This is a genomic window from Mesorhizobium sp. DCY119, from assembly GCF_003590645.1.
Lineage (GTDB): Bacteria > Pseudomonadota > Alphaproteobacteria > Rhizobiales > Rhizobiaceae > Mesorhizobium_M.
The window spans coordinates 4171397-4185775 of the sequence record NZ_CP031834.1 but is presented as its reverse complement, the minus strand read 5'-3'; the positions used below and the strand labels follow the sequence as shown (position 1 = coordinate 4185775).

The 14379-nt window shown below is 63.3% G+C and carries 8 protein-coding genes; 3 read left to right on the top strand and 5 right to left on the bottom strand.

All coding sequences use genetic code 11. From position 1 onward, the window contains the following. Window positions 1–229: 229 nt before the first annotated feature. Window positions 230–2119, bottom strand: coding sequence for an AsmA family protein (locus DZG07_RS20335; RefSeq protein WP_091914329.1), 1890 nt, complete (start codon window positions 2117–2119; stop codon window positions 230–232). 197 nt (window positions 2120–2316) lie between these two features. On the opposite strand from DZG07_RS20335, the gene DZG07_RS20330 reads away from it, so the two are divergent. Then, window positions 2317–4275, top strand: a complete 1959-nt coding sequence (locus DZG07_RS20330; RefSeq protein ID WP_119820209.1) for an acetoacetate--CoA ligase — start codon at window positions 2317–2319, stop codon at window positions 4273–4275. 332 nt (window positions 4276–4607) lie between these two features. Then, a complete protein-coding gene (locus tag DZG07_RS20325; RefSeq protein ID WP_091914333.1) occupies window positions 4608–6197 on the top strand; it encodes a heme peroxidase family protein in 1590 nt (529 codons plus the stop codon). A 284-nt stretch (window positions 6198–6481) separates the two neighbouring features. Here the strand turns inward: DZG07_RS20325 and DZG07_RS20320 are convergent, their stop codons facing one another. Both DZG07_RS20320 and DZG07_RS20315 read right to left on the bottom strand, forming a co-directional pair. Further along, window positions 6482–8197 (bottom strand): iron ABC transporter permease, encoded by a 1716-nt coding sequence (locus DZG07_RS20320; RefSeq protein ID WP_348626397.1) that lies wholly within the window; start codon window positions 8195–8197, stop codon window positions 6482–6484. 70 nt (window positions 8198–8267) lie between these two features. Then, the gene (locus DZG07_RS20315) at window positions 8268–9290 is read right to left on the bottom strand and encodes a Fe(3+) ABC transporter substrate-binding protein (RefSeq protein WP_245429661.1); all 1023 of its coding nucleotides are present in this window, start codon (window positions 9288–9290) and stop codon (window positions 8268–8270) included. A 392-nt stretch (window positions 9291–9682) separates the two neighbouring features. Between DZG07_RS20315 and DZG07_RS20310 the strand changes: the two genes are divergently transcribed. Continuing rightward, window positions 9683–10144 (top strand): GNAT family N-acetyltransferase, encoded by a 462-nt coding sequence (locus DZG07_RS20310; RefSeq protein WP_119820205.1) that lies wholly within the window; start codon window positions 9683–9685, stop codon window positions 10142–10144. Between the two features lie 4 nt (window positions 10145–10148). On the opposite strand, the gene DZG07_RS20305 is transcribed toward DZG07_RS20310, so the two are convergent. Next, window positions 10149–10502, bottom strand: coding sequence for a hypothetical protein (locus tag DZG07_RS20305; RefSeq protein WP_119820202.1), 354 nt, complete (start codon window positions 10500–10502; stop codon window positions 10149–10151). Window positions 10503–10538: 36 nt separating this feature from the next. Further along, window positions 10539–14186 (bottom strand): PAS domain S-box protein, encoded by a 3648-nt coding sequence (locus DZG07_RS20300; RefSeq protein WP_119820199.1) that lies wholly within the window; start codon window positions 14184–14186, stop codon window positions 10539–10541. Window positions 14187–14379: the final 193 nt, after the last annotated feature.

The window sequence follows — 14379 nt, the reverse complement described above, 5'->3', positions numbered from 1 at the left end:
AAATACCCCCACCCCTAACCCCTCCCCACAAGTGGGAGGGGGATCCGATGGCATTCAAACAAGACGCTGATCATTGCCGGGTTCGTGTGGCAAACGGATCAAAAATTCCCTCCCCCTTGTGGGGAGGGGTAAGGGGTGGGGGTTCTCGTAAGGCGGCAATCATCGACGGGAAGAGGGTTAAGGGTGAGAGGCCATTTCCGCCAAGACCTGACACCATATAAGCGAAGGTTTATTGCACCGGTGCCGCCGGCCCTGCCAAGGCAGGCGGCGTCGAGCGGATCGGCGAGATGAAGGGCGCGCTCCACGAGCCACCGACGAAGAACATGGCGACCGGTGGCGATGCGCCGTTCTGCGCCGCGGGCTGGTCCGGCGGCACGATCCCGCCTGAAAGCGCCAGCCCCCGCCCGACATAGGGCACGATGCCGGTCAGCCAGAGCCTGCCCTGCGGGCTCTTGGCTTCCGCCTTGTCGATCTTGACGACGCCGCGCGAGATGCTTGCCTTGAACTCCGCGCCGTCGATCGGCAGCGTGCCTTTTGAGACGTCGCCGAGCGCGAAAAAGCCGCCCTCGGCGCTGCGCTTCTGGAAACCGGCAAGATCGAAATCAGAAAGCGCACCGGGACCGAAGGTCGCCGATATCGTGCCCTCGGCGTTGTCGAGAATGGACCCCCAGGTCCGTCCCGGACCTTTCATGATCAGCGAAATATTGCCGCGCCCGATCGGAAACAGCCGCGGCATGCCGGTTGCCGCACCGAAGGCGCCGCCCTCGATGTCGGAGGCGAGAAGCCGCATTTCCACCTGCGTTCCTTCCGGCTTGCGGTCGAAGCGTATGCCGGCCTGAAGGTTGCCGTCGAAGGCGGCGGCGTCCGAAATGTCGAAGGCAGCCAGCCCGTTCTTCACCTGCACATTGGCGGCGACCTCCGACAGCGTGACCGAGCCGGCAACGGCGTGACCGGCCGACAGGCGCAAATCCAGGTTCATGCGGTTGGCAAAGGTCGTGTCGATCTCGGAGGGTCCCGCCTGAGCCGCATCGGCCGCACCCGCTACCGGTGCCAGCGGCGTGAAGGCGGCAAGGAACGACCGCAGGTCGAGCGTCTCGAAAGCCAGCGTGCCGGCAATCGAAGGCACTCCATCAGCGAAGGACGCATTCAGCACGCCCATGCCCGGATTGCCGTCCAGCCCGATCTCTGCGTTTTCCAGTTTGAGCCGCTGTGCATCCCCGCTCATGCGTCCCGCTATCGAGAGCGAGCCGATGGCGCTGCCGGGAGAGACGTCGGCACGCGACCATTCCAGCATGCGCCGCAGCGAAGGCGCTGAAAATTTCACCGAGCCGTCGACGAAGGGATTCTCCGTCGTCTTCACGATGCCGTCGAAGGAGGCGGTGGCCGGCTTTGCGGTGAGAGAGGCGGTGACGGGCGCTTCGCCGCCGGCAAAGAGCATCAGCGGCTTGGCCGACGAAGCCTCGATCGCAACCGATTCGCCGCGCCAGATGCCGGTAACGTTGAGCGTCGCGGTGCTGCTGAGCGTTGGCCAGCTCACCCGGCCGGCGACGCCGGTCAGGATTTCGCGGTCCTTGCCCTCGGCAAAGACGGTCACGCGGCCGTCACTGACCTCGACCATCCCGAACGGGTCGGAGGAGACGCGTCCAGGTTCGGCTTGGCCGGCATTTGCCGCCACGGCTTCCCGCGTCGCCTTGACCGAACTGGCGATGCGCCCGCCTGCGGGCAAAGCCGGCAGATAATGACCATCTGCCGTGCGCTCGACGCGCAGCGTCGGCCGGATCATGCTGGCGGAGGAAAAGACGACGTTGCCGCCGAGTGCTGCCAGCGCAGAAAGCTTGATTTCCATGCGCTCGGCTTCGATCACCGGCGGGTGGTCCGGCTCGCCCCACTGGGTCATCGCGACATTGGTCAGGACAGCGCGAAAACTCGGCCAGACTTCTATCTCCGGCGTCGAGCCGATGGTGACGCGGTAGCCGCTCCACGAGCTCATCTCGTAGGCGATGCGGTCGCGCACCAACCGCGTCGATGCGATGAGCGGAAGCATGGCGATGATCAGGCCGACAATCAGCGCAGCCGCGCCAATCACCCAGATGCTGCGCCTGACCAGAGGTGACGGCATTGTGCCTCATTCATGCTAGTGGTTGATCGGCCGCCGTGCCGATTACCGTGTTGTCCGGTTTAGCGGACATGCGCGGCATTTCAACCCTTTGTGTCAGAGCTATGGCATTTTGTGAACGACGAAGCCGCAACGGGGCGGTACGCCTTGCCTTGTTGCGCTGCACTATGCATAAGAAACCGCCGCTGGGAGGACCTTGCATGACCGAGAAGACGCCGCTCTGGACACCCTCGAAGGACCGGATTGCCGCAGCCCCGCTTACGGCCTTCATGTCGCAAGCCTCGAGCCGCGCCGGCGCGACATTCTCCGATTATGCCGAACTGCATGCCTGGTCGATCGATGACCGCGAAGCCTTTTGGGATCTGGTATGGGATTTTTGCGGCATCGTCGGCGACAAGGGCGCGCGCGTCCTTGCCGATGGCGACCGCATGCCGGGCGCGAGCTTTTTTCCCGATGCAAAACTCAATTTCGCGGAAAACCTGCTGAAGAAGACAGGGCCCGGTGAGGCGATGATCTTCAAGGGCGAAGACAAGGTCGAGCGGCGGCTTTCCTGGGACGAGCTTCACGCGCTGGTGTCAAAGCTGCAGCAGCTGTTCGTGTCGCTCGGCGTCAAGCAGGGCGACCGCGTTGCCGCGATGATGCCCAACATGCCCGAGACCATTGCCGCCATGCTGGCGACTGCCTCGCTGGGTGCCGTCTGGTCCTCCTGCTCGCCCGATTTCGGCGAACAGGGCGTGCTCGACCGTTTCGGCCAGATCGAGCCGGTCGTCTTCATTGCGCCGGACGGGTATTTCTACAACGGCAAGGAAATCGACGTCGCCGCCAAGATCGCGGCGGTGGCGCAGAAGCTTCCCACTGTCCGTAAGGTGCTGGTCGTCGACTATGTCGGCAAAGCGAAAAATGTCGCGGCAGGCGTCGACAAGGCCGAGGCGCTGGATGCGGCCCTTGCGCCGTTCACCGCAGGCAAGGTGAGCTTTGAGCGGCTGCCCTTCGCTCACCCGCTCTACATCCTGTTTTCGTCGGGCACGACCGGCATCCCGAAATGCATCGTCCACTCGGCCGGCGGCACGCTGATCCAGCACGTCAAGGAACAGCGCCTTCACGCCGGCATCGAGGATGGCGACCGCTTCTTCTATTTCACCACCTGCGGCTGGATGATGTGGAACTGGCTGGTTTCCGGGCTGGCGTCGGGCGCAACGCTGCTGCTCTATGACGGGTCGCCCTTCTACCCCGACGGCAATGTGATCTTCGATTTCGCCGATGCCGAGAAGATGACCTATTTCGGCACCTCGGCGAAGTTCATCGATTCGGTGCGCAAGGCCGATCTGCATCCGATCAAAACGCATGACCTGTCGACGGTTCGCACGCTGTCCTCCACCGGCTCGCCGCTCTCGCCGGAAGGGTTTTCATTCGTCTATGACGGCATCAAGAAGGACGTGCACCTGGCCTCCATTTCGGGCGGCACCGACATCGTCTCCTGCTTCGTGCTCGGTGTACCGACCGAGCCTGTCTGGGTCGGGGAGATCCAGGGTGCCGGCCTCGGCATGGCCGTCGATGTCTGGGACGACGACGGCAAGCCGATCCGCGGCGAGAAGGGCGAACTGGTCTGCACACGCGCCTTCCCGGCCATGCCGATCGGCTTCTGGAACGATCCCGACGGCGCCAAATACAGCGCGGCCTATTTCGAGCGCTTCGACAACATCTGGTGCCATGGCGATTTCGCCGAATGGACGGCGCATGGCGGCATCGTCATCCACGGCCGTTCGGACGCGACGCTCAATCCGGGTGGTGTGCGCATCGGCACTGCCGAGATCTACAACCAGGTCGAGCAGATGCCGGAAATCCTCGAGGCGCTGTGCATCGGCCAGACCTGGGACGACGACGTGCGCGTCGTGCTGTTCGTGCGGCTGGCTGAGGGCGTCACCCTCGACGAGGCGCTGGACAAGCGCATCAAGGCCAAGATCCGCACCGGCGCAAGCCCGCGCCATGTGCCGGCAAGAATTGTCGCCGTCGCCGACATCCCGCGCACCAAGTCGGGCAAGATCACTGAGCTTGCCGTACGCGACATCGTTCATGGCCGGCAGGTCAAGAACAAGGAAGCGCTGGCCAATCCGGAAGCGCTGGAGCTCTATCGCGATATTCCGATGCTGCAGAACTAAGGCGCCGGCGCGATTCCCTGGTCGGAGAGCGATACCAAATTAGAAGTACATCTGTTTCGATTCTGCTTTTGTTTATAGCATCTTACGTGAATCGTTCCGAATACGGATATATTCATTAAAGCATCTTCGGTTGAAAACACGAAGTTGCTTAAGTATTATTCTGTCATCGCGAAAGGCGCGACGGCATATCATAAAATTGTATTTGATTAATAGGCGCTTGCGGTTACGGCAACGCACGCCCGTCCTTTGTCTCATCGTTGGATTTCGCGAGGGTAGTGGGGGCTATCTCACGCGTCGGCCTGGTATTGGCCGATGTATTCAGGAGGATGGCGATGTCCCTGAAAACAAAGAGCTTGCCCAAGAGCTCCAAGGCAGGCGGACTTCCAACGGAATTGTTGAACACGCTCAAGCTGGCCGCCACTGCGGTCAAGACCACCCCCGGCCATGGCGTGGCCGGGCGGCATCCAAACAGGGAAATGCTCGACGCGCTGACCGGAAACAAGGATCCGGGCATGTTCGGCCGGATGTTTCCCAGGCTGCCGCCATTGCAGGTTTCCGATGCCAAGCTGAAGGCGCTGTCCGAGGCGATGGTGGATGCCAATCCCGGCGATCCCAACGGAAACAACCCGAATGTGCCGGCCGGCTTCACCTATTTCGGCCAGTTTATCGATCACGACATCACGCTCGACCTCACCTCGCTTGGCGAGAAGGAGAAGGACCCGCTCGGCATCGAGAATTTCCGCACGCCAAGCCTTGATCTCGACTCCCTCTACGGCCTCGGCCCGGACGGCAGCCCGCAACTCTACGCCCGCAATCCTGTCGCGGGTGAAAAGCATGGCCCGAAGTTCCTCATCGGCAAGAACTTCAATTCGGGTGAGGGCGAGTTCCGTAACGACCTGCCGCGCAGCCCGGAAGGCTTTGCGCTGATCGGCGATCATCGCAATGACGAGAACCTGCTGGTCGCCCAGACCCATCTCGCCTTGATGAAGTTCCACAACAAGGTTTGCGATACGCTTTCGGCAGCGCCCAATCCGCCACCGGATGTCTTCCAGGAAGCCCGCAAGCTGGTGACATGGCACTATCAGTGGATCGTGCTGCATGATTTCGTCGAGCGCATCACCGAACCGGGAATTGTCGCCAAGATCCTGCACAACGGCCGCAAATTCTACCGCTTCAAGCGCGTGCCCTTCATGCCGGTGGAATTCTCGGTGGCGGCCTATCGCCTCGGGCACAGCATGGTCCGCCAGCGCTATGCCCACAACCGGGTTTTCACGGCGGCCGACTTCAACCTGTTCTTCGCCTTCACCGGCCTGTCGGGCGGCATCGTCGGCGATCTCGCGCCGACGCCGCCGACCCCGCCGCCCAACACGGCGTTCCCGCGTCTGCCCAGCAACTGGATCATCGACTGGCGCCGGTTCCATGAACTCGGCGACATGGGCGGCGCGCCGGTCAACATGACGCCCTCGCGCAGGATCGATCCTTTCCTCGTGTCCTCGCTGCACAATCTGCCGGGCGGTGGCGGCAATCTCGCCTTCCGCAACCTGAAGCGCGGCGTGATGCTGGGGCTTCCCTCCGGCCAGGATGTCGCGCGGCATATGCGGATCAGGAACCCACTGACACCGGCCGAGATCGCTTCGGGAACGGACGGCGTGGTGGCAAAGCAGCAGGGGCTCGATAGGGCGACGCCGCTTTGGTACTACATCCTGAAGGAAGCCCAGGTGAAAAAGGGCGGACTGGGGCTCGGACCGGTCGGCGCGACCATCGTCTCGGAGGTTTTCGTCGGGCTCGTGCACGGCGACCAGACGTCATACCTCTGGCGCGAGGCCAACTGGAAGCCAACCTTGCCGTCGGCGGTGCCGGGCAAATTCACCTTCGCGGATCTCCTGCGGTTTGTGAACGACATCAACCCGATCGGGGATTGAAGAGCCCCGCCGCCTGTCGTGCAGAACGCGACGGGCGGCGGTATGGTTAACCAATCGTCACCATGAAATTTACCGAGATTTCATGAGTGGTACACTTTCGTAAACTGAATCGCATTCCGGTAAGGACTTGTTAAGGATTGGCCGCGATATTCGTGCGTAACTTGAGGGAGAAATCCCGTTCCTCACCTCCCGAGGAAAGCCAGTTCGCTCAAGTCCCCGTTGTGACAGCAATCAACACTCAGGCGTTCCCTTTGGAACGCCTTTTTCTTTTGCGGCAGGGAAAGTCACATCTGCGCTTCGCGGTCGCGGGCGAGCGCGCCGGACAGAAGCAGCACCGGCACCAGCGCCGTCAGGATGATGAGGATCGCCGCCACCGCGCCATCTTCCGGCACACCGCGCGAGGCGTTCTCGTAAACATAGGTCGCCAGCGTGTTGAAGCCGAATGGCCGCAGCAGGATCGTTGCCGACAGTTCCTTGATCGTGTCGACGAACACCAGCACGGCGGCGGTGAAGATCGCCGGCTTGAGCAGCGGCAGCAGCACGCGTGCTGCACTGCGCGCCGGCGTCTGGCCCAGGCTGCGGGCGGCTTCGTCGAGATTGGGCGGCAGCTTCTCCATGCCCGAGCGGATCGCGCTTTCGGCAAGCGCCAGGAATCGGATGGCGCAGGCGATCACCACGGCAGCCGCCGAGCCGGTGAGCAGCAGTCCCGTGCTGAAGCCGAGATGGGCGCGGGAAAACGCGTCGATCGTATTGTCGAAACGGGCGAGCGCAAACAGCAGCCCGAGCCCGAGAATGCCGCCGGGCAGGGCATAGCCGATCGAGGCCAGACGCACCGCACCGGTGATCGTATGCGAGCGTGCCAGCCGCACTGCGTTGATGAGAAACAGCGCCAGCACGACGGTGATGAGCGCGGTCACCGCAGCGGTCGCGACGCTGTGCAGAAAGGCTTGCCCGAGTGCCGGCGAGGAGAACTGCTCCAGCCGCCGCGCCGCATACTGGCCGAAGACGAACATCGGAATGCCGAAGCCGCACAACACCGGCAGGCAGGTCGCCAGCAGCGCCAGCACGGCGTGCCAGCCGCCGAGGCGGACGCGGGGAGGGCGCGCGCGCATATGCGTGGCCCGGCCGGTGTGGAAGCGCTGGCGCCGCCGCGCCCATTGCTCGGCGGCAAGCAGCAGGAACACCAGCAGCAGCATCAGCAACGCGATCTGCGCGCCACCCTCGAGACTGCCGCGGTTCAGCCAGGTCGCATAGACCGAGAAGGTCAGCGTGCGCACGCCGAGATATTCGGCAGCACCAATGTCGTTGATCGTCTCCATCAGCACCAGCGCCACGCCGGCGACGATCGCCGGCCGCGCCACCGGCAGCAGCACGCGCCAGAACACTTTTGACGGTTTCGCACCCAGCGTGCGCGCCACATCGGCGATGTTGCGGCCCTGCATAAGGAAGATGATGCGCGTCGTCAGATAGACATAGGGGTAGAGCACCGACGACAGAACGAAGGCTGCCCCGGGCGTCGAGCGGATATCGGGAAACCAGTAGTCACGGATGGTCTGGAAGCCGAAAATTTCGCGCACCAGGCCCTGCACCGGGCCGGTGTAGTGAAAGAACTCGCCGAAGGCGTAGGCAGCGAGATAGGGCGGCACCGCCAGCGGCAGCACAAGCGCCCAGGACAGCGTCCTGCGCAACGGAAACTCGTAGGCCACGACCAGCCACGCGCCAGTGACACCGGCGACCGAGGTCAGTATCGCCACCAGCGCCATCAGGTAGAGCGTGGTGATGCTGGAGCCCGGCAGCACATTGGCAATCAGGTGCGGCCAATCCTCGCCGGTTCCGCTCAGCGCGACATAGGCCAGCGACAGGATCGGCAGCAGAACGCAGGCCGAAACCGCAAGCGCCAGCAGATGCGCCGGCACATGGCGGTTGCGCTTGACGCGCAGCGGCAGCGGCGGCTTGGCCCCGGCGGCAGGCGCGTCCTCGATGCGTTGCAGTGCGGTCAATTCACGCTCGGTTCAAAAACGGAAAAGCCGGGCTACGATTGCCCGGCTTCCCCTTGATCAAATCACGGCCTCAGCTTGCCGGGCCGTCGTCGAGGCCGACGCGGTCGACCATTTCGGAAGCGGCCTTGCGGTTCTTGGCGATCTCGGCCAGCGGCAGCGTATCGGCCTTCAGCTCGCCGAATTCCTTGACCACCGGCGAGGGCTCAAGGCCCGGCTCGACCGGGTATTCGAAATTCTTCTCGGCATAGACCTGCTGCGCCTTGTGGCTCGACAGGAACTGGATGAGCTTCACCGCATTGTCGTGGTTCGGTGCGTATTTGGCGAGTGCCGCACCCGAAATGTTCACATGCGTCAGGCCGTTTTCCCAGGTCGGGAAGATGACGTTGATGGCATTGCCCCATTCCTTTTCCTGCGGGTCCTTGTCGTTGGTCCGCATCAGGCCGACATAGTAGGTGTTGCCGATGGCGATATCGCATTCGCCGGCAGCGATTGCCTTGGCCTGCGGACGGTCGCCGCCTTCCGGCTTGCGCGCCAGATTGGCCTTAACGCCCTTCATCCACTCTTCGGCCTTTTCCGGACCCCAATGGGCAATCGCCGCGCCGAACAGCGCCAGATTGTAGTCATGCTGGCCCGAACGGATGCAGATCTTGCCCTTCCACTTCGGGTCGGCCAGATCGGCATAGGTGATCGCCGTGTCCTTGACGCGATCCTTCGAGGCATAGACGACGCGGGCGCGCTTGGTCAGGCCGAACCAGTGGCCTTCCGGGTCGCGATATTCGGCGGGCAGGTTGGCGTTGATGGTGGCGTCGTCCAGCGCCTGCGTCACGCCCTTTTCCTTGGCGGTGGTCAGGCGGGCGATATCGACCGTCATGATGACGTCGGCGGGCGAATTCTGGCCTTCGGCGAGAATGCGTTCTTCCAGGCCCTTGTCGAGGAACAGAACCTCGGTCTTGATCCCGGTCTCGGCGGTGAAGGCGTCGAGCACCGGCTGGACCAGCTCGGGCTGGCGATAGGTGTAGATGTTGACGGTGCCGTCCGCGAGCGCGGTGCCTGCAAAGAGGGTGGCGAGGGCAAAAGCAGCGTATCCGGCCATCTTCGACCGGGCGTTTCCAATTGTCATGTCTCTCTCCTGACCAGAGGGGTTCAAGGCCCCAGGGGTTTGCTGGCGACGGCGCCATTGCCGAGCCGATCGTCTACTCGTCTATTTATAAAGCCTGGTCAAGGCAAAGACCAATGAATTCAATAGTTTAGAATTATTCTAAACTGGACGGTTTTTGGCAGCTTTCCGTGAGTTTTCCAAAAAGTATATCGCGCGAAGCTATGCTGAACGGGTTGTTTCAACTTGGCCGCGTTCGGTTGTGAATGAGCTTCATTTCCACGCTTTCATAGTCCACCGACAAGGTCTTGAGAAACGCGCCCAGCGCATTCCCGGGCCCTGTTTCGCGGACGTTGCTTTGTCTATGCCCTGGCCGTTAGAGAAAGGGCATGAACGAGAAAAATCCGATCTGTGAACTCCGGCCCGCGACCAAGGCCGACCATGACGCGATTGCCGATATCTGGCACAGCAGCGCGAGCCTTGAAGGCGTCGGCCCTCCGACAATGCCGACCCAAAATGAGCTGAGAGAGCGGGTCGATCTGGAGTCTGCGGGCTGGACCGTGACGGTCGCTGTTCGCGGCGATGAAGTGATTGGCTTTGCCGCGATAAAGCCGCGGGAGGCGGTTCTCGCCGAACTGTTCGTTCGCCCCGGATCGATCGGCGGTGGCGTTGGTCAGGCGCTTCTCGCTCACTGCAAGACTGCGATGCCGGAGGGTTTCACGCTGTATACGCGGTCTGCGAATATGAGAGCACGCCGCTTTTACGAGAAAGCCGGCCTGATTTTTCTCCGCGACGATGTCCATCCCCGAACCGGTGACCCGGTAACGCATTACGGCTGGAATGTTCGATGAGGATCTAGCCGCACATCTCGGGGACAGCATCATTCAAACGCTGCTCCTTGATGGCGGCAACGAGGTTGACGCCGAGCGCCAGGCAGACCGACAGACAGGCGCAGGCAACCGCAACCCTCAAGGGCTTCCTGAAATGCCGCCCGTTCACGAGTGCTCCGACGCCGTACAAGGCGATGCCCAGCCCGGCGAAAAAGAACACCAGCCCCGGCCCGTCGCAATCGATCCCGTCCCCGCCCCACGCCTTGTATTCATTCGCCGGCATCAGTCCCATCAAGGCGACGGGCAGGGCGATTATGAGGAGCGCATACCCCAGGAAGGGCCAGATGCGCCGGCGCGGATGAGGTTCGGTTTCATTCACGGGCGCAGTTCTTGATGGGTGCGCACAGCCGCCCCTCTACTCCGCCAGCACCCGCGTCGACGGAAATGTCACTTCCACCATCGTGCCTTCGCCGGGCGTCGAGGTAATCGAGAACCGGGCGCGGTTGGCTTCGACCATCGCCTTGGTCAGCGGCAGGCCGAGCCCGGTGCCGTCGCCGCGCGCGCGCTTCAGGGCGTTGATCTGCTTGAAGGGTTTCAGCGCCTGTTCGATCTCGGCATGGGTCATGCCGATGCCGGTGTCGCGCACCCGCATGACGATGTCGCCCGAAGCCTCGTAGGCGGTCGAGACGATGACCTGCCCGCCGGCCTGCGTGTAGCGGATGGCGTTGGACAGCACGTTGAGCGCGATCTGGCGGATCGAGCGCAGGTCGGCGACCACGTCGGGCAGTTTCGAGGCGAAGCTGGAGCGGATGATGACGCGCTCGCGGTTGGCCTGCGGCTGCATCATTGCCACCGTCTCGCCCAGCGTGTCGTTGAGCGACACCGCCTCATGGGCCATTTCCTGCTGGCCGGCCTCGATCTTCGAAATGTCGAGCAAGTCGTTGACGAGGTCGAGCACATGGTTGCCCGAGCGGTTGATGTCGCGCAGATAGTCGCGGTAGCGATCGTTGGCGATCGGCCCGAACTTCTCGTCGACCATCAGTTCGGAAAAGCCGATGATGGCGTTGAGCGGCGTGCGGATTTCGTGGCTGACGCGGGCCAGGAAATCCGTCTTCTGCGAAGAGGCACGCTCGGCCACGCTGCGCGCCTGCGTAAGCTCTTCCTCGGCCCGCTTCCACTGGGTGATGTCGCGCACGACGGCGCAATAGCCGCTCTCGTTGGGCAGGCGGCCGATGGTCATGAACAGCGGAATGAAGCGGCCCTGCGCTTCGCGGCCGATCACCTCGCGCCCGTCATTGAGCACGCTAGCGACGCCATGGTCCGACATGCCGTTGAGATAGTCATGCGCGGCGCGCTGGCTTTCCATGGCGAAAAGTGAGGCGAAGGGCTTGCCGGTCACCTCGTCGCTGTCGAAACCGAACAGCGCCTCGGCCGGCCGGCTGATCGAGCGGATCGTGCCGTCATTGGAAATCAGCACGACGCCATCGGTTGCCGTGTCGATGATGGTGCGCATTTCGGCGACGCGGCTGTGCAGCTCGCTTTCGCTCGGCGACAGCACCTGAAGCGGCGCGATGTCAGCCTCGCCGGTGCGGCGTATGACCAGCATCAACGCCTTGCCGCCCTGCCACGGCACGGAGCGCAGCAGCGCCTCGATCGGAAATTCCAGTCCGTCGGCGGTGCGCAGCTTGAGATGATGCTGTTCGGCCGCCGACTCGTCGTCATAGCTTTCGGCAAACAGCGCATCGAGCCCGCCTGCTTCAGCGAGTTGCTCGACCGACTCATAGGCCGTCAGCGTCAGGAACTCTTCATTGGCATAGTGCAGCACATCGCCGGAATGGATCAGCACCGGCACCGGCAGCTTTTCGAGGATCGGTGTGTCGGACGGCGCGGATTCGCTGGACTCGGCGGTCGCGGGTTCCGGGGCCTCTTCGGCCGCAGCGGCATGTTCGTTGGTTGCTCCGTCGGCATCGTTGCCATTTGCCGCAACTGGTCGGTCATCGTCATGCGCCAGCCGGCTCGCGTCGTCGATACCGGTAACCGGAGGGATGGTATCGTTCGCAGCGTTCCCGATGACGGGCTCGTCCCACGAGACGACGTCCTGTGTCTCTTGCGGCGCGCCTGCGTCTTCGCCGGGCTTGTCATCGGCCGTTGCCTCGGCGACCAAGTCCGCTTCCTCTGCTGCCGGAGCAAACATTTCGCCCTGGATTTCGGCAGGGCGCGTTTCCGGTCCGGTGACCTCGGTTTCCGTTTGGACGATCGGCTCTGATGCAGCACCTTCGGCTTCCTGCAATTCGACCGGTGAAATCTCGTCGGCAATGCCTAGTACGGGCTCGGCCGCCTCCTGCCTGCCTGCCTCGTCGTTCGCCGGCTGTTCGCCGGCCTCGCTCTCAGCCGCGCCGGCGGTTTCGCCGCGCTGCTTCAGCCGCTCGCCTATCTCGCGAAACGCGCTGCGCTCGATGGGAGAAAGGCCTTTTTCCGGCACGGCAGCCGGGCGATGCTCCGCCAGGCGGATGACCTTGTCGGCGAAGCGGCGGTTGTCGGGTTTCGGCACGATGGTCAGCGCCGGCACCTCGCCCTGGAACGGGTCGGGGGCCTGCGTGCTTTCAGATGCTGGCTGCTCGCGGGTTTCTTCGGCCACCGTGCTTTCGCGCGGCTCGCCGGTCGAAGGCACCAGAACCATACCGAGCCCTTCGGGATCGGTCACCGCATCGGCCCTGCGGGCGACGCCGAAACCGCGAAAACCTTCAAAATTGCGGTCGCGGCCATAGACGGGCAGGGCGGCGAGATCGACGGGGATCTTCAAATCCGTTCCGGCCACCGGCCACAGCACCGAGCGGCCCGACCATGTATCGCGGCGGTCGAGCAGGTCGGCGATCTCGCCCGACGGGTCGAGCCCGAAGGTCATGGCGACATCGCGGAAGCGCCGGCCGATCACATCCGCTGCGAGCGGCCCGACCACCTCGACGAATTCGCTGGAGACCGCGCTGAATTTCCCCTCGGCATCGGTGCGCCAGACAAAACGCGTGGGCGCCGCCATGCGGTCGATCTCCACCGGCTTGCGTTCCGCATCGGCTCCGGTCTTGCCGGCTTCACCGGCATTGAAATACCAGTTGTCGTGATCGCCCTTGGCTGCGGCCTCCACAGGCGCTTCCGAAACCGGCAACTGCGAGGACGAATCGCCTTCTACGGCGGGAACATTCGCTACGGGGCTTTCCGTCGCGACTGTCGCCGGGCTTTCGGCAGTGGTGGCCGGCTTTGCGTCGGCCGGTGCCGAAACATGCGCCAGCACATCTGCCACCGAGGCTGCAGGCACCAACGGAACCTCGGCCACCGGAGCCGCAGGCGCAGAAGGCTTGTCGTCGGGAGCTTCAGCCGTCGCCATCTCGTCGTCGGCGAACTGGCGTTCGTCGATCACCACCAGCAGATGCCGGGCAGGCTCGTCGACCAGCCGCGCCAGGCCGGCGGGGAAGGAGCGCTCCGCACCCGGAACCATCCGCTTCACCAGCCGCTCGCGTTCGCCGCTTAATTCCACGACCATCTCGGCCAGTGTCTTTTGCGAGATGCCGAGCCCGGCGAAACCCTGCGAGGCTGCCTCCACCGCACCGCGAGCGTCGATCAAGGCTGCGAACTGGCCGCGCTCGTCCAGGCCGCTTATGGCGCGCTCGGCAATTTCGCCGTCGCTGCGACCGCTGGTCTGTACGGCGGGCACCGCCAGCAATATCGCGTCCTCACCATCCGGCAAGGTCAGCGCGCTTGCGGTGAAATTGACGGCGCGGCTGCTGACCCCGGTCGCCAGCCGCACGGCAAGGGTCCGGTCGCGGCCTATGCGCGGAAAGCCGCTCGTCGCCATGATCTGGCGTCTGGCGGTCGGCCCGAGCAGGGGCGGCTCGCCGATGATCGATTCGATGTCGGGATAGCCGAGCAGTGCCGCACCCGGTCCGTTCGCCCAGATCACCTGGTCGAGGTCGGTCGTCAGGATGGCCAGCGCGTCGCCGGCCGCGAAACGCTGCCGCACGTCGTCGAGTATGGCTACATCGATGAACGAATACGAAGCTGACGGCATGCGCTGCACGAACTCCCAGGCGGAGACAGATTCTCTGCGGTTAACTCTTTGTTAATAACAAGGCGGCGGGGCAAACGTCCACAAAACAGCGCGTTTGAGCACCGAAACCCGATGGTTTGGTTAACGCGCCTTAATGTTTTGGCCTGCCTGGATGACGGTCTTGTTGCAGTGCACAAAAGATGTTGCAATGCAC

Bases quoted from the DNA above. Each gene is read 5' to 3' on its own strand.
- DZG07_RS20300 (WP_119820199.1), bottom strand. From the start codon at position 14,186: ATGCCGTCAGCTTCGTATTCGTTCATCGATGTAGCCATACTCGACGAC.
- DZG07_RS20315 (WP_245429661.1), bottom strand. From the start codon at position 9,290: ATGGCCGGATACGCTGCTTTTGCCCTCGCCACCCTCTTTGCAGGCACC.
- DZG07_RS20335 (WP_091914329.1), bottom strand. From the start codon at position 2,119: ATGCCGTCACCTCTGGTCAGGCGCAGCATCTGGGTGATTGGCGCGGCT.
- DZG07_RS20325 (WP_091914333.1), top strand. From the start codon at position 4,608: ATGTCCCTGAAAACAAAGAGCTTGCCCAAGAGCTCCAAGGCAGGCGGA.
- DZG07_RS20330 (WP_119820209.1), top strand. From the start codon at position 2,317: ATGACCGAGAAGACGCCGCTCTGGACACCCTCGAAGGACCGGATTGCC.
- DZG07_RS20310 (WP_119820205.1), top strand. From the start codon at position 9,683: ATGAACGAGAAAAATCCGATCTGTGAACTCCGGCCCGCGACCAAGGCC.